General features: G+C 55.7%; 11 protein-coding genes and 1 pseudogene. 5 read left to right on the top strand and 7 right to left on the bottom strand.

Going from position 1 to position 16088, the window contains the following annotated elements:
* Positions 1-697: 697 nt before the first annotated feature.
* From ACEN93_RS20685 to ACEN93_RS20670, 4 genes are all read right to left on the bottom strand, one after another.
* On the bottom strand, positions 698-3796 hold the full coding sequence (locus tag ACEN93_RS20685) for a type I restriction endonuclease subunit R (protein WP_103385624.1): 3099 nt from the start codon (positions 3794-3796) through the stop codon (positions 698-700).
* A 119-nt stretch (positions 3797-3915) separates the two neighbouring features.
* Positions 3916-5073 (bottom strand): ATP-binding protein, encoded by a 1158-nt coding sequence (locus ACEN93_RS20680; RefSeq protein ID WP_103385623.1) that lies wholly within the window; start codon positions 5071-5073, stop codon positions 3916-3918.
* 1 nt (position 5074) lies between these two features.
* The gene (locus ACEN93_RS20675) at positions 5075-6352 is read right to left on the bottom strand and encodes a restriction endonuclease subunit S (RefSeq protein ID WP_103385622.1); all 1278 of its coding nucleotides are present in this window, start codon (positions 6350-6352) and stop codon (positions 5075-5077) included.
* Positions 6349-7908, bottom strand: coding sequence for a type I restriction-modification system subunit M (locus tag ACEN93_RS20670; protein WP_103385621.1), 1560 nt, complete (start codon positions 7906-7908; stop codon positions 6349-6351). The genes ACEN93_RS20675 and ACEN93_RS20670 overlap by 4 nt, the downstream gene beginning before the upstream one ends.
* 1035 nt (positions 7909-8943) lie before the next feature.
* On the opposite strand from ACEN93_RS20670, the gene ACEN93_RS20665 reads away from it, so the two are divergent.
* Complete coding sequence (locus tag ACEN93_RS20665) at positions 8944-9312, top strand: DUF6124 family protein (RefSeq protein WP_039769065.1); 369 nt, start codon at positions 8944-8946, stop codon at positions 9310-9312.
* 95 nt (positions 9313-9407) lie between these two features.
* Here ACEN93_RS20665 and ACEN93_RS20660 read toward each other — a convergent pair whose 3' ends face one another.
* Positions 9408-9986: a GNAT family N-acetyltransferase gene (locus ACEN93_RS20660; RefSeq protein WP_495610458.1), complete on the bottom strand. Its 579-nt coding sequence runs from the start codon at positions 9984-9986 to the stop codon at positions 9408-9410.
* 143 nt (positions 9987-10129) lie between these two features.
* On the opposite strand from ACEN93_RS20660, the gene rimJ reads away from it, so the two are divergent.
* Both rimJ and ACEN93_RS20650 read left to right on the top strand, forming a co-directional pair.
* The gene (rimJ, locus tag ACEN93_RS20655) at positions 10130-10717 is read left to right on the top strand and encodes a ribosomal protein S5-alanine N-acetyltransferase (RefSeq protein ID WP_495610457.1); all 588 of its coding nucleotides are present in this window, start codon (positions 10130-10132) and stop codon (positions 10715-10717) included.
* A 68-nt stretch (positions 10718-10785) separates the two neighbouring features.
* Positions 10786-12219 (top strand): ArnT family glycosyltransferase, encoded by a 1434-nt coding sequence (locus tag ACEN93_RS20650; protein ID WP_495610456.1) that lies wholly within the window; start codon positions 10786-10788, stop codon positions 12217-12219.
* 65 nt (positions 12220-12284) lie between these two features.
* Here ACEN93_RS20650 and ACEN93_RS20645 read toward each other — a convergent pair whose 3' ends face one another.
* Positions 12285-13106, bottom strand: coding sequence for a phosphatase PAP2 family protein (locus ACEN93_RS20645; RefSeq protein WP_495610455.1), 822 nt, complete (start codon positions 13104-13106; stop codon positions 12285-12287).
* Complete coding sequence (pmrG, locus tag ACEN93_RS20640; RefSeq protein WP_085611269.1) at positions 13103-13774, bottom strand: lipopolysaccharide core heptose(II)-phosphate phosphatase PmrG; 672 nt, start codon at positions 13772-13774, stop codon at positions 13103-13105. Before pmrG ends, ACEN93_RS20645 begins: the two co-directional genes overlap by 4 nt.
* 91 nt (positions 13775-13865) lie before the next feature.
* Here pmrG and ACEN93_RS20635 point away from each other — a divergent pair.
* Positions 13866-15032: pseudogene (locus tag ACEN93_RS20635) on the top strand (methyl-accepting chemotaxis protein); the annotation flags it as partial.
* A 42-nt stretch (positions 15033-15074) separates the two neighbouring features.
* Positions 15075-15938: a methyl-accepting chemotaxis protein gene (locus ACEN93_RS20630; RefSeq protein WP_371857340.1), complete on the top strand. Its 864-nt coding sequence runs from the start codon at positions 15075-15077 to the stop codon at positions 15936-15938.
* Positions 15939-16088: the final 150 nt, after the last annotated feature.

Here is a 16088-nt window from a genome sequence, read left to right as displayed (position 1 = left end):
TTCCATGAATTCGAGGTGAGAATGTAGCAATGGTGAGCGTTTGTGTGAACGAAAAGCACGACTATAGCGGCCAGATAATGCCATAGCTGTGCCGGTCGTCTTAGTATCGTGGCCATGCTCCGGAATGAGGGCGTCGAGGTGGGACACTTCTAGATCAGAGGTTTAATGAAGAAGCAGAGGTTGATCAGCAGAAGTCGGTTCTCATGTGTGTAAGAAAGTCCCGGCTGAATGCCCGGAACTCCCGACCTCCTCGATCAGCAGTACGCCGTGGCAACACCGAACACTACTTAGTCCGCTGACATCACCTATATCTGGGCAAAGGGCCACTGGAGACGGATGCATGGCTGGGCGATATCGATCTGGTCATCCAAACGCTCGACAGGGCTTATGAAATGCGTCGCAGGCCAAGAGACATCCTGTTTCAATCAGGGAAGCCAATACGGCAGGCGTAATCGACGCCAGCAACTGTGGCGCTATCGGATGACCCAAAGCATGAGCAGACCGGGAAAACTGCTACTCCCTACCGATAGAGCAGCTGTTTCGTAGCCTGAAAAAGGTTTTGACTGAGCAGGACATAGGTGTCGATACCTCATAACTGGCCACGGCCTTATCCGCACAACGGTTTCGTGCCACTGGCGGCTGCGGTAATTGTTGACATCCAATTTAGGGATGGGTGCCAACCCTAACAGGCCGCCCATTAAATTTGCCCTCCAACCCCCTTGAATTTATCGACAAAAATAGCAACTTTGCGAAAGACCCTTTGTTTTTTTGCCAAGTAAGCCGGATTAAGTGGACTCATCTTAGGCAAAACGGAACTGAGCTCAGTTCCATTATCGCTAGCAAACTCCCGCTTCAGTGAAGTGGCGATGTAGCGCTTAGCCGCCACTTCATTCAACTCCTCATCGCTGACCAGCTCTTGGGCCTCGCGCCGCTGCTCTGATTGGGCGAAAGTGAAAAAAGCATCGATCACGCTAGCCTTGTCATCAATTCGATCCAAATCGGTCTGGTTGATGAAATCCACCACCAGGCTTTCTTTGGCTCGGTTGCCCAGGCTAGCTCGAATTACCCGGCGCATCTCCTCGACCAGTACCGCCTTATCCTTGACCTTCTTATTCTTCTCGAAGATGAGCTCAAGGATGTAATCCAGATTGATTTCCTGAGACTTGAGCAGGTCCACTTCGAAAACCACATCGTCCCAATCGATAGTGGACTCGCTTGCTTCGTTGCCCGCTTTCTCGCGCCTCAGCCAATCGCGGATGTCGTTGTAGGTGGAGCGATAGTCCTGCACCTTACGCTCGGCAGGCAGGCGAATGGTCTGCAGCTCGGTTAGCTTCTCGTCATCCAGGTGATGTTCGAGCTTAAATGCTTCCAGGGCCTGCGAATCGCTGATATCGACTGTTTGCAACGCCTTCAGTGCCGCAAACTCGTCGTAGTTCTGCAGCACGTTCTCCACTCGTAGGTACTCGCCGAATAACTTGGCGAAGTCTTTCCTCTCCGATTCCTTGATGATATTGGCAGGGTCGGGAAAACGTTGCTCCAGCTCCGTCACCACATCCATGAACCCACGCCGCGCCTCACCGGTTAGCGCGTCGGTAAAGCCATCCATGTACTCTTTGTAACTTTTTTCCAAAACCACGTTACGCGTGTTCTTGTCGCCGAACAGCGTGATGGCCTCGACCGTAGCCTGCTCCAGATCGCGAAAAGTGACGATATTGCCGAAAGTCTTGGTGGCATCGAAGATGCGGTTGGTGCGTGAATAGGCCTGAATCAGGCCGTGATAGCGCAAGTTTTTGTCGACGAACAGCGTGTTCAGCGTTGGCGCATCGAAGCCAGTTAAGAACATACCGACCACGATCAGCAGGTCGATGTCCTGATTTTTTACCCGCTTGGCCAGGTCGCGGTAGTAGTTCTGGAAGCCTTTGCTGTCCACGCCGAACTTGCTGTTGAACAGCGCGTTGTAATCAGCAATCGCCGCACTTAAGAATTCTTTAGCGGTGCTATCCATAGCCGACACGTCGAAGCTCTCATCGACGATGTCGCCAATAGCGTTCTGTTCTTCATTGGGGGCGAAGGAAAAAATGGTGGCGATGCGCAGCGGCTTTTCGCTGCCTTCCTGCAGCTTTTGCAACGTTTCGTAGTACGCCTTGGCGGCATCGACGCTGCTCACCGCGAACATGGCATTGAAGCCCTTGTTTGCTCCCTGTAATCGATGGGTCTTCTGTCGAAAATGCGTGAGCAGATATTGCGAAATTTCTCGGATGCGTGTGGGGTGGAGCAACGCCTGGCGGTTCTCTGCGGCGCTGAGCTTCTTCTCGTCCTGTTCGGTTTCCAGAGCCTTGAACTGTGGGCGGACATCGTTGTAGTCCACCTTGAATTTGAGCACCTTGTCGTCACGGATGGCATCGGTGATTACATAGGAATGCAGCTCGCGGCCAAAAACGCTGGAGGTTGTATCAGCGCCCAGCGCATTTTTTGGGAAAATCGGCGTACCGGTGAAGCCAAACTGATAGAAGCGCTTGAACTTCTTCTTCAGATTCTTCTGCGCCTCTCCAAACTGGCTACGGTGGCACTCGTCGAAGATGAAAACCACTTGCTGGTGGAACACCGGCAGGTCGACTTCGCTCTTCATCAGGTTATTCAGTTTCTGGATGGTCGTGACGATGATCTTGTTGTCGTCCTTATCCAGATTGCGCTTAAGGCCCGCCGTGCTCTCCGAGCCATTGACGCTGTCGGGTGAAAAACGCTGGTACTCCTTCATCGTCTGGTAATCCAGATCCTTTCGATCTACCACAAAGAACACTTTGTCGATGAATTCCAGCTCGGTGGCAAGGCGTGCAGCCTTGAAGCTGGTCAGCGTCTTACCCGAGCCTGTAGTGTGCCAGATATAACCACCGCCCTCGGTGCTGTTCCAGCGTTTGGCCTGCCAGGCACTGCGAATCTTCCATAGGATGCGCTCGGTAGCGGCAATCTGGTACGGGCGCATCACCAACAGGGTGCTGTTGACGTCGAAGACCGAATAGGTGAGTAGTACATCGAGCAGAGTGCGTTTCTGGAAGAAGGTCGCGGTAAAGTCCTTCAGATCCTTAATCGGACTGTTGTCTGCCTGCGCCCAGTTCATGGTGAAGTCGAAACAGTGTTTGTTGCGCTGCGTGGTGTTGGCGAAGTAGCGCGTATCGGTGCCATTGGAAATCACGAACAGCTGCAGATACCTGAACAGCGAATGTTCAGTGTTGAAGCTCTCCTTGCTGTAGCGATGCACCTGATTGAAAGCTTCGCGGATCGCCACGCCACGCTTCTTCAGCTCCACCTGCACCAGTGGCAAGCCGTTAACCAGAATTGTTACGTCGTAGCGGTTGGCGTGACTGCCTGTCTGCTCGAACTGCTTGATGACCTGCACCTTGTTGCGGGCCAAGTTCTTCTTGTCCAGCAGGTAGATATTCTGGATGCGCCCGTCATCGAACACGAAGTCATACACGTGGTCGTCGTGGACTTTACGGGTCTTGTCGAGGATGCTTTCGCTGGGATTGTCCAACCAGCTTTCCACGAAGCGCACCCACTCAAGGTCGGAAAATTCGACGCTGTTCAGCGCCTGCAACTGTGTGCGCACATTGGCCAGCAGTGCCGGCACCGTCTTCAACCCGGTGGAATGCTCATAGCCTTGATTGACCAAATCCTGGATGAACTCACGCTCCAAATCACCTTCGCTCTGGTAGCTCTCTGCAACTTTCCATTCTCTGGCGTACTTGTCGAGCACGATGAAGGTGTTGGACTCGGCGATAGTCTTGTAATCAGTCATTGCTTAGGGTCTCCCCATGTCCCTGTGCGAGTTCGCTTTCAATTTCCTCCGCTGTGGGCAATTGCGACTGCACGGCCAGCGGAATGTCCTTGATGATGAATGAGCTTACGCCCATGCGCTCAAAAATCTGGCGCCTCCTCTTCCTGTTGCCAATAGCCATAGTTGGCCAGCAGATGGTCCAACAGCAACTTGACCGTCTGCTTCTCCTGCGGGGTTGGCTCGGTGACGCTCTCGTTGGACAGCGTGCTGTGGCTGGTGAACTGCATGATTCGGTTCAGGTAGGCCTGCTTGTTGTCAGGCAAAAGCCCCGACCATTGCGGATAACCCAGAAAACTGGCGGTCTTTTCGTAGAGATTGCGCAGCAGGGTGAAGTGATAGCGCTGTACCTCGCCAGCAGCTATCGCCTGTTCGAGGGTCTGCCGCAGATGGAGGTGGTAAGAAAAGCTCTTGTTGGAGTCGCCATACTTGACGCCCAGATCAAAACTACCGTCATCGAGACGGCCCAGTAAATAGCAGCCCTCTCTCTTGCCACCTTTGCTAAGTCCAAGTTCGTTATGCAGCACGTTGTAAAACAGCGGGCTGTGGGTGGTGATGACGAACTTCAGGTCCGAGGGACTGGTCTTGATCAACCCTGCCAGATTGACCGCCAATTCGATGAGATGATTTTCATCCAACGAACTCACCGGATCGTCAATGAATACGTACTCCAACTGATCAAACTCCCGCGTCTCACGGTCCTCCGGCTCAGGCACATTACGCGTGCTGATGACTTGGTCCAGCAAAGTGTAAAAAATGCTCCAGATGAAATTGCTTTCTTCACCCTTGGAGATCTTGAGGTTTCCTGAACGCTCGTCGTTGCCGCGCTCTAATGAAAAAGTGACCTCCGAAAGATCTTCGCTGAAATGCGGAGTCAGTTTGTCGCTAGTGTAATGCTGGAAATAGCGGACGATATTGCCGTCCTGCCCTAGATCCCGAAGAACGCCAAGCAGCCAATTCGTGAACGAGTTGGGCTGGATTCGCAACCTAGGTTCAGCATCCAGCGCCAAATCGTTATCCCAATAGAACAGATCCTCGGTAAAGGCGCTGTAGTACAAAATTTTACTGCGGGTCAACACTGGCGTATCGGAAGCCTCCTCATCGTCATTCCTTTCTAACACTCTCTGCTTGAACTCACGTGAAAGCCGCGTCTTGCCCGTGCCGTTAAAGGCATAGATCAATTGCACCTTCTTGTTCGCGTCTTTCAGCTCTTGGGCAACCTCAGTCAGTGTCTTGCTCATTTCAGACCGCCACCTCTTCCGGCTTGGGGAAGCTCAGTAACAGGTCACGGTAGTACTTACACTGCTTCTGGCGTAGCTCAATCTCGTGGGACAAAGCTTCGCTAATTGCGTCGGTCAAAGCGTCGAATTTATCGAGAGTCGCAACGATACGAGCTTGTTCTACAAGTGATGGAAAAGGCAGCCTCAACTGCTCAAAAGTTTCAAGATTAATGTTACTTTGCGCGCTACTTCTTTCCTTCCCTTTCTGCTCAAGCGCACCCTTAGCTGCCTGAAGAACAAACTCAACGTATGCGGAGCTAGTTTTACTAGGATCAGCAACAAAGCCAATAACACTATCAGGAAAGCAAGCATCAAACCCTAATATTGAAGTTTCCGCAATGTTAGCTGCAATTGTGATACACAGAGTACCCTTAGGCCACAACTTGCTTTGCTTTAATCCGAGCTCGCTATATGTTTGCTCGTAACTTGTGATAATCCGTGCCGCCCCCCTGATATCACCAGTTTGTATAAACGGTATATTACCCCCATACAGCTTTCCGTCATTTCTCGGACGATGTTTAGATCTGCCCCGGCCAAAATCAAGCGACATCTCGGGCAAGGTCCTCCACTCCACTTCCTCGGTTTCAAAACTTAACAACTTCTCGAGATAGTAGTTGTATTGTTTTTTACGGACGCGAAGCTCGGAAGTAAGCTCGGCGGCAAGCTCGGCGGCAAGCTCGGTGAAAGTGTCCAGTATTCGGACGATTTCGGACTGGATTTCTAGCGATTTTTTGGGATTATCTGGGCAGGGGATGGGAATCCGAATCTTTGCCATATCGGTAGCAGATACGTCAATTACTTTTGTTCCCTTTGCATATCTTCTTTTCTCACCAGAAAACTTACTCGTCTGGGTGAAATGGGCAAAATACTTCCCCAACAAGCAATTGCCAGGCCTCAAGATAGTTGCATGACCTCCCGTGACGGCCTGTTGTTCTCCAAGATAAACAAGAGCCTTCCCAACATCTTCAAGATTCTCGCTTGTATTGGTAATTATCACATCTCCCTGATTGACTTTTCTTAGTTGCCTAGCCAAATCAGGTGATACAAACGACTTCGTTTTTGACGTGGATAAACCGTAATAAGTGTAGATTTGACCATAGTGAATAGCCGGCACCCCTGTTTCGGTGAAATCCTTTTTTTGCAGGCCGCTGCCCCTAAATAACTGGCCGAGTTCGCCTAGCGCCTTCCACTCCACCACCACCCCATTAAGCAGGCTGTCGATGAAACTAATGTTGCTCATACCTCAGCTTCCCCACCTTCAATCTCTGCAACGACTGCATCAATCTCATTCCGAAGCTGGGAGATCTGGGCAACCGTCTTTTTCAGCTCGACATTGAGCTGGGCAATATTCACCACTACACGAGTATCCTTGGCTTTTACATAATTACTAACCGACAGGTTATAATCATTGACGGCCAACTTTTCCAACGGCACTGACTGCGCGAAGTGTTCGACATTCTCTTTGCTATCGAACACCTGCATGATGCGCTCGATATGAACGTCTTCCAGCAAGTTGTTATTGATGCCCTTCTTGAACAGCGTGCTTGCGTCGATGAACTGGGTCGTGGTGTCGGTCTTGTTTCTCGCCAGCACCAGAATGTTCACGGCGATGGTGGTGCCGAAGAACAAGTTGGGCGCTAGCGAGATCACCGTTTCCACATAGTTGTTGTCCACTAGGTATTGGCGGATCTTCTGCTCGGCGCCGCGCCGGTAGAAAATGCCGGGAAAGCAGACGATGGCCGCGCGTCCCTTGCCAGACAGGTAACTCAAAGCATGCAGCACAAAGGCGAAGTCGGCTTTGGATTTGGGTGCCAGCACGCCGGCTGGGGCAAAACGGTCGTCATTGATCAACGTCGGGTCGTCGTCGCCGATCCACTTCACCGAATAGGGCGGATTGGAGACGATGGCGTCGAAGGGTTTGTCGTCCCCGAAGTGCGGGGCGCGCAGCGTATCGCCGAGCTGGATGTTGAACTTGTCATAGTTGATGTTGTGCAGAAACATGTTCATCCGCGCCAGGTTGTAGGTAGTGTGATTTACCTCCTGACCGAAAAATCCATCCTCAATGACATGAGCATCGAAGTGTTTTTTGGCTTGCAGCAGCAGCGAGCCGGAGCCGCACGCCGGGTCGTAGATTTTGTTGACGCTGGTCTGCTTGTGCATCGCCAACTGGGCGATCAGCTTGGACACATGCTGCGGTGTAAAGAATTCGCCGCCGGATTTGCCGGCATTGGCCGCGTAGTTGGAGATGAGGAACTCGTACGCGTCGCCGAACAGGTCGATGTGACTGGCATCGAAGCTGCCGAACTCCAGCTTGCTCACTCCCTTGAGCACATCCGCCAAGCGCTTGTTCTTGTCAGCGACGGTATTGCCTAGGCGGTTACTGGTTGTATCGAAATCGGCGAACAAGCCCTTTATGTCCTGTTCGGAGGCGTAGCCGTTGGCCGAGCTCTCAATGGCGGCAAAGATGCGCGCCAGATCAGTATTCAGGCTGTCGTTGCTGCTGGCCTTGGCGACCACGTTGCTGAATAGCTGGCTAGGGGCTATGAAATAGCCTTTGGTCCTGATGGCGTCATCTTTGGCGGAGGTGATCAGCGGGTCATCATCCTCCATTTCCGCGTAATTGACTGTGCTGTCGCCACCGGTGATGTAGTCGACGAAGTTCTCGCTAATGAAGCGGTAGAACAGGGTGCCGAGCACGTATTGCTTAAAGTCCCAGCCATCGACGGCGCCACGCACGTCATTGGCGATGGCCCAGATCTGACGTTGTAGGGCGGAACGTTGTTGGGCACTGGTCATACTGCTTATCCTGTTTCAATGCGATTTCCATGATCATTCCAAAGCATTCGGATCTGACCTGAATCATGTTATATGCGTGTCGAGCCGACGTTGGCACAAGGATGGTCATTCTATGTGCTCCCTTCAATTAGATATACTGCCGTGAGCCTTCTTCGCACCCTACAATCAATAACATACTCACAAAAACACGCTGACTTTTGCGGCTTGATGCCACAGTGAAACCGCCTGCCGTGTGGATGAATGCCGAAACCGCTTCTCTTGCTCTTTCCACTGCCAGTGTGAGGATCTGCCCTATGAGGTTGGGTGGGGGTTGCTCGATATTTCGTACTCAGCCCCAGTTTGTGCACGTCGCAAACCTGGGCGAGTTAATCCAGATGAGACTTTCTCAAGATCATTTTTGGTGTCGATCTTCGTTTTAACGATAAATTCCAAGACGTCACCCGACACCGCACATCTGAAGGCACCTGCGAAAAGTTGCTCCCCTTCTGTGTTGAAGCTGACTGAATGTTTACTTGGCCAAGGTGCCTGCTGATCGAGCTAGGGGCAGATCGCGGAGGTGGACATACGTATCGCAACATTGAATGTGCCTGCGTGTGGGGACATCGTACGCGCAGGGGCAAACCAACAGCACGACCTTTTGCTTGATAGATTCGATCCCGATTCCTTTTTGGGGAAGAAGTTAAAAATCGCAGTCCATCGAAAGCCAGACCACCCAGCATTCCACCTAATACCCAAAAATATTTACCAATAAATGATTAACTAGTAAAAAACATATAGATAACGACTTTTTTCAAATTACCCCGTCCCACCAACTCACAAACGACAAGACCCACCCAGTGCGGGCACTGTCGCATCTACACTTCCGTATCCGAACAACACCTCCACCCAACGTCCTAGGAAATTTCCCGCAACCCGCGTCGACTTTCATGAACTGGTTCAAGATGCTTCCAAACGCTAGTCTTCGCGCTCCGCTGCAACCCGGCAGATGGTTTACCAAAGGGATTCGCCGGGAGCCTGAAACCATGGAGCCTCGTCATGAAAAAAGACACCCCAAGCCTGCCTGATCAAACACCGTCTCACGAGTCCGAATCGAAAGAACCGGCTGTGCTTGCCCAGCCTCAGGAATACGTGAGAAAGCCGCGTCGGACCCTGCCTTTCAACGAGATTTTCTCCGTGCGCACCGATGTGGACACGGCCACTCTGCTGACGCATGCCTGTGAAACCCTGGCGGCGCTCAACATGATGACGGCGAACATCGCCGATGATTTCAAAGGCTCTCAGCGCAGCCGGTTGCTGGCGATCCGGCAGCTGTCGATCATGACTGAAATGCTGGTCAATCGAGCCGTGGAGAACCTTGATCCGGTGAATCTGGTGCCCCGTACGACGGCGCCTGTCGTGCACTGAAAAACGACCGCTCGTCGATGACGCAAGTCGTTCATCGACATGAACTTTTCTTCACCCCGGCGGCGGTGATGGCCGTGTACATTGGCCTCGCTCATTCAAGAAACTACGGTTCGCCCGCGCTCCTGCGGGCTTTTTTTCGCCTGCGCTTTGCCTGGCAGGCGATAGACGCAGGTGTCTTGCTCGCCGTGCCGTTCCGATTGCCGGGCCCCTGGGTGGATCCTGATCAACACAAACCCGACAGCCTCGGCCAGACGCCGGCTTCGCGCATTGGCAGAGGACGCCGTCAGGTAAAAGGTGAATTCAGGAAGGTTGTTGAGCAGGAGCGTGAGGGCGGCGCGCATGTAGCCCTTGCCCGATTGCTCGGTGTTGGCCCAGTAACCCACGACGTAGCGGTTGCGCGAGCGGGGTTTCAGCCCGATGCAACCGATCAGCGCTTGCCCGTCCTCGGTCACGATCAGCCATCGTCGCTCGCCGGTTTCACTGTTGAACTCTTTTTGGGCCTTCAGCAGAAACTCGAGCGCCTGCTCCGCGTTGGTGTACTCACGCGGCCAGGGCAGAAATTCCGAATGATCGAGGTAGCTGGCGTTCAGCGCCTGCTGAAACAACGAGTAAAACGCCGGATCCGCCGGTATCAGTCGCAGCGACTGCTCCCCCGCCTTGAATGCCCATTCCATCATGTCCTCCTTGAACGACGCATCTCATAACCGGATGTGAAGTGAATCAGGGAAATTTATAGTGCTCTGCGTTCGGCGATCCAGTTGTGTTTTCCGTCCGGCCGGACAATTCTGTCAATCATCCCCCGCCTCCGGAGCACCCGATGCCGCTGCTGACCCTCCCCTGTCAACGCCTCACGCTCGCGGTACTCGACCCGGATCAAGCGCCGCTGGAAAGCGCGTTCTACCAGCGCAATCAACGCCAACTCGCTCCATGGTCGCCGATTCGTACCACCGATTACTTTTCCACTGAACAGATTCGCCGACGCCTTGAAATACAGGCCAGCGCCTTCGAAGCCGGGCTGGCGGTGCATATGGCGTTGCTGACCCCGGACGGTGAGCAAATGATCGGCGCCTGCAATTTCAGCGGGATCATCCGCGGTGCGTTTCAGGCGTGTTATCTGGGTTATCACATCGACGAGGCGCATCAGGGCAAGGGTTTGATGCAGGAAGCGCTGGAGGCGGCCATCGCCTACATGTTCGAGACCCAGAACCTGCACCGGATCATGGCCAACTACATTCCCGGCAATGAACGCAGCGCCCGGTTGCTGGAGCGCCTCGGGTTCGAGCGTGAAGGCTATGCCAAGGCGTACCTGAACATTGCCGGACGCTGGCAGGATCATGTGCTGACGGCGCGGGTCAATCAGCGTTTCGAAACGTCGGAGCAACGCTGGTCACGACCGCTGTCGTGACGTTCACAAATTATTAAGGATTGGCCGCGTAAGCTCGGGTTTCCGCTCACTTCCGGTTGCCTGAACCCATGTCGCGTGCCGCCTCTTCTCTGCTTCTGCTTGCCGCCCTGCTGTTCTTTTTCGCCCTCGGCAGCCATCAACTGCAAGGCTCCACCGAGGCCCGGGTTGCGGGCATTGCGATGGAGATGCACCTGGACAACGACTGGGTGACGCCGCGTCTGTTTGGCGAGCCCTTTCTGGAAAAACCGCCCCTGAGTCTGTGGCTGGATGCCGGCGCCCTGCGGGTTTTCGGTGTCTCGCCCTGGGCGGTACGACTGGCCTCGGCGGTGGCCGGGTTGCTTAGCGTGATGCTGCTGTACGCCATGTTGCGGTGCTTCGAACGTCCGAAGGCCATCGCCTGGACGGCGGGGATTCTGCTGGCGACCATGGCCAGTTACTGGAGCAACGTGCGCGGGGTCGGCGAGGATGCTTTGCTTGCCCTCGGCGTGACCATGGCGTTGCTGGCCTTTTTTCAGGCGCAGCGAGCATCGCCCCCAGGCAACTCGTTGCTGTTTGTAGTCGGGATTGCGATCGCTACGTTGAGCAAAGGCGTGCTCGGGCTGGCGATGCCGGGCGTGGTGATTTTCGCTTTTCTGCTGGCCGACAACCTGATGGACAAGCGCTTCAAGCTGACGGACTGGCTGCGTCCGGGCTTGCTGACCCTTGTTGGTCTGATCCCGCTGATGATCTGGCTCGCCGTGCTCTATCAGCGCGGTGGCGTCCAGGCCGTCAGCGAAGTGTTGCTGACCAACAGCGTCGGGCGTTTCAGCGGATCGTTCGTCGAAGCCGGGCACTACGAGCCGTTCTACTACTACATCGCCAAGCTGCCGCAGGCGTTCCTGCCGTGGAACATTCTGGTGTACCTGGGTCTGTGGCATTTTCGCAAGGAGCTGAAGGCCAACCGTTACCTGCTGTTTTTCAGCCTGTGGATCATTGCGCAGTTCATCCTGCTGACCCTGGCCTCGAGCAAACGTACGGTGTACCTGATGTCAATGACACCCGCAGCGGCAGTGATCGCGGCGGAATATGCGGGCGTACTGTTCGACAGGTTGAAGGATCACAGGAATGGTTTTGTCGGACGAATCGCCCGTCATCGTCAGACACTGGCGGCGGGGATACTGACGGTTGTCATCGCCAGCTATTTAGGCGCCGCGCAATGGGCACTGCCGAACGCCGATAAACACCTGTCGTTCCTGCCGCTGACCGAACACATTCAGGCCCTGCAGGCGAGCGGCAATCAGGTCGCGTTGTTTCAAGCCAACGAACGGGTCGGCGGCGCCAGCGTGTTCTACACCCAAAGCGTCCTGAAGGGCCTGGACACCGATGCACAGCTACGGGAATTTCTCAGTGCATCGCCCTCGCACATCGCCGTGATGTCGGGAGACAGCGAACCCGCCGCACCGCTGAAAGTCCACAAGACCATGATGGTCGGGCGCCAGGCGTATTACTTCGTCGGCTATTGATGCCACGACAGCGCAAACAAAAAACCCGCCGGTGATGGCGGGTTTTTCATTTCACCGGCGAGGACTTAGAGAGAAACCTCAGGCTGTGCGCCGAACACCTTTCGCTCACGCTTGCTCAACACCGGCAATTCCAGACGAGCCCGCCCGTAAAACGCCAGCGCCGTCAGCAAACACGCCAGCCACACGAAGATGCCGGCCCAGAACGTGTGGGACATGTAGTGCCAGCCCTGTAGGACTCGCGTAGTGCCGTACACAAAACCGAGCAGCAACGAGCCCCACAACAACGCGCCGGAGAAACGCCACTGATAACGACGCGCCACGAAATACAGCGCCAGCATGGTGAAACCACCGGAAGCATGACCGCCCGGCCAGCAACGTCCTTCACCCGCTTCGTGGAACAGCTGGAAATTGTTGTACCACTCGATGTGCGGCATCTTTCCGCCGTACAACGTGGTCTCGATCGGGCAGTAAACGCTGGTGTGCGCCTTGAGGAAATGGATCACCCCGGTGCAGACCGCGAAAGCCACCACCACAAACAGAAAATCCCTACGGTGATCGGCGGCAAATCGCAGCACCGGCGCGACTTTGCAGCGCTCGAGAAAACCGCCCAGTCGCGGATGCTTTTGCGGTTTCACCAGCGGCCAGACAAACGACAACATCGCGCCGATCAAGGCAATTTCCGCCGTCCAGTTCGGAATGATCCGCGCCCACTTGTGGGTCAGTTTTTCGAAGAAGTGGACCTTGTCCAGCGGAAAGGTGTGGGTCAGTGGATCGAACAGTAGATTGCTGAACGCGATGTCGATACGGGTCATGTCGAACATCAGAAAAACCACGGCCGCGCAGAGCAGCGGGATGCCGAAGTTGTAAGCATAAAAGCGGGATTTCATCGGGTGGTCACCGTGCGCCAGTCGGAGGCTTCAATGAAGCCGAGCATCTGTGGGGCCGCCGGGCTGGCGGCGGAAACAAACAGCGATGCGCCGTACCCGAGGGTCGAGGCCGGCACCTTGAGGTCTTTTTCCAGCTGCGCCATGCATTCGCTGTGGGTCACCAGAATCAGGTTGCGTCCCGGGACTTTGTGCGCGAGCGCGTCCTGCAGCATCCGGCCCTTGCAACTGATCAGCCAGTCTTCGCCGGTCGCCGCCTTGTTGAACATGTAGCCGGCGGTCTGCACGGTGCGCATCATCGGGCTGTTGTAGACGTCGGCCTTGTCCAGACCCAACTGCTCGAACTGCGCGCCGACGCTCACCGCGACACTGCGCGAACGGTCGGTGATGCCATCGTGGCCGCTCAGGCAAGCGGCTTTCGAGTGGTCGCAGCGCTCGACGTGCCGCACCAGCACGATGATGTCGCCTTTGTTCCAGCCCTCCTTCAGCGCCTGCGCCCCGGCCACATTGCCATGGGCAAGGTCAGGCACCGCCGCCGGTGCCAGCAGCCAGAGGGTCAAAGGGATCACCAGCACCGAGGCCGCCAATACCACCCAAGTGTTTCGAAAACGGGCCAGACCGCTCAGATCAATCGAGCGCTTGACGCCGAACAGACTCAGTCGCAATTCCACAAAAAGCCGCCATCACTTGTCATTCGATGCGGCGAGGTTAGAGAGCACGGCGTGGGCAGGCAGTGAAACCCATGTGAAAAAAGTCTTGTGAATGCCTGTTACAAATTCCGTAGGACAAAATCCTTTCAGCTCTCGGATTTGCGGCCGATACAGTCCTGCTTACACCCTTGCTGGCGCAAAAAAACAACAATCTTCCAGCCTGACCGACGATCAAGACGCACAACGTTTTTCTGGAGGATTTTTGATGAATAGCTGGTTCGGCAACATCAGCGTGAACTTGAAACTGGGGCTCGGATTCGGCCTCGTCCTGGCCCTGACCTGCATCCTCGCACTCACTGGCTGGACCAGCCTGGGCGGCCTGATTGACCGCAGCAACTGGATGAGCGACATCACCCAGCTCAACGCTGGCCTGACCAAACTGCGCGTGGTGCGCCTGCAATACATGCTGACCAACGGCGACGAAACCGCCGCGCAGAACGTGCAGACCACCCTCGACGGTTTCGCCGCCCAACAGCAGAAGCTGATCAGCAGCTTCAAGAGCCCGGAAAACGTCAAGCTGCTCAAGGAGCAGGCGGCGACCATCGCCGAGTACCAGACTTCGCTCAACAAGATGCGTAACGCCTATCGCACCGGCAACACGGCGCGGGACACCATGGCCGCCAATGCCGAGACCGCGTACAACCTGATCCAGTCGATCAGCACCCGCGTCCAGCAGATGGAGATGAGCGAGCAGCGTTTCGAGCAGTTCCAGGCTGTCACCGCCGCCAAGGAAGCGTTCATCCTGGCGCGCTACGAAGTGCGTGGCTACACCGCCACCGCCAACGCCGAGACCGAGCAGAAAGCCGTCGGCCAACTGGATGCGGCCATCGCCAGCCTCAAGCCACTGAACATGCATTTCGCCAGCACCCAACAGGACGCCCTGCGTCAGCTGGAAACCGCATTGACCAACTACCGCAGCGCCTTGCAGGCCTTCAAGAACGCCAACACCGATGCGGTGCAGGCGCGCAAGGAAATGACCGATCAGGGCAACCTGATCGTATCGCTAAGCGAGCAGCTGTATCAGATCCAGCTCGATCGCCGTGACGCGGAAAGCGCCCAGGCCCGCACCCTGCAACTGATCAGCACCCTGCTGGCGTTGCTGGTGGGCATCATCGCTGCCTTCATCATCACTCGTCAGATCACCCGTCCGCTGCAGGAAACCATGGCCGTGGTCGACCGCATCGCCAGCGGCGACCTGAGCCAGAACGTGATCGTCACCCGCCGCGACGAACTCGGCGTGTTGCAACAAGGCATCGCGCGCATGGGCGTAACCCTGCGCGACCTGATCAGCGGCATCCGCGACGGCGTGACCCAGATCGCCAGCGCCGCCGAAGAACTGTCGGCCGTGACCGAACAGACCAGCGCCGGCGTGAACAGCCAGAAGGTCGAGACCGATCAGGTCGCCACCGCGATGCACGAAATGACTGCCACCGTGCAGGAAGTCGCGCGCAATGCCGAAGAAGCCTCGCAAGCCGCAGCCGCCGCTGACGGCGAAGCCCGTGAAGGCGACAAGGTAGTGAACGAAGCCATCGCCCAGATCGAGCGTCTGGCCAGCGAAGTGGTGCGCTCCACCGAAGCCATGAGCGTGCTGCAACAGGAAAGCGACAAGATCGGCAGCGTCATGGACGTGATCAAGGCTGTGGCCGAACAGACCAACCTGCTGGCCCTCAACGCTGCCATCGAAGCGGCCCGTGCCGGTGAGGCCGGTCGCGGTTTTGCCGTGGTCGCCGATGAAGTCCGTGGCCTGGCCCAGCGCACTCAGAAATCCACCGAGGAAATCGAAGGCCTGGTGGCCGGTCTGCAGAACGGCACGCAGCAAGTGGCCGCCGTGATGAACAACAGCCGCGCCCTGACCGACAGCAGCGTCGCCCTGACCCGCAAGGCCGGCGACTCGCTGGAAAACATCACCCGCACGGTGTCGAACATCCAGTCGATGAACCAGCAGATCGCCGCTGCCGCCGAACAGCAAAGCGCCGTGGCCGAAGAAATCAGCCGCAGCATCATCAACGTCCGCGACGTGTCGGAACAGACCGCGGCGGCGAGTGATGAGACCGCCAAATCCAGCGTTGAACTGGCGCGGTTGGGTGGGCAGTTGCAGCAGATGGTGAGTCATTTCCGCGTCTGATCACCCCTTTTACCCCGCTGGCAACGGCGGGGTTTCGGGTTTCAAATGGCAAAGCCCAAGCCGCAAAGTCGCACTCAGCCACGGGGCGATCGGAATCCTACAGGTCTGCGGACTCTTTCACCTTTCCGACAGCGACGCATCCACCTCCAT

The organism is Pseudomonas sp. Pseusp21 (genome assembly GCF_059492145.1).
The sequence above is the reverse complement of the archived record's forward strand: the minus strand, read 5'-3'. Positions and strand labels throughout refer to the sequence as shown.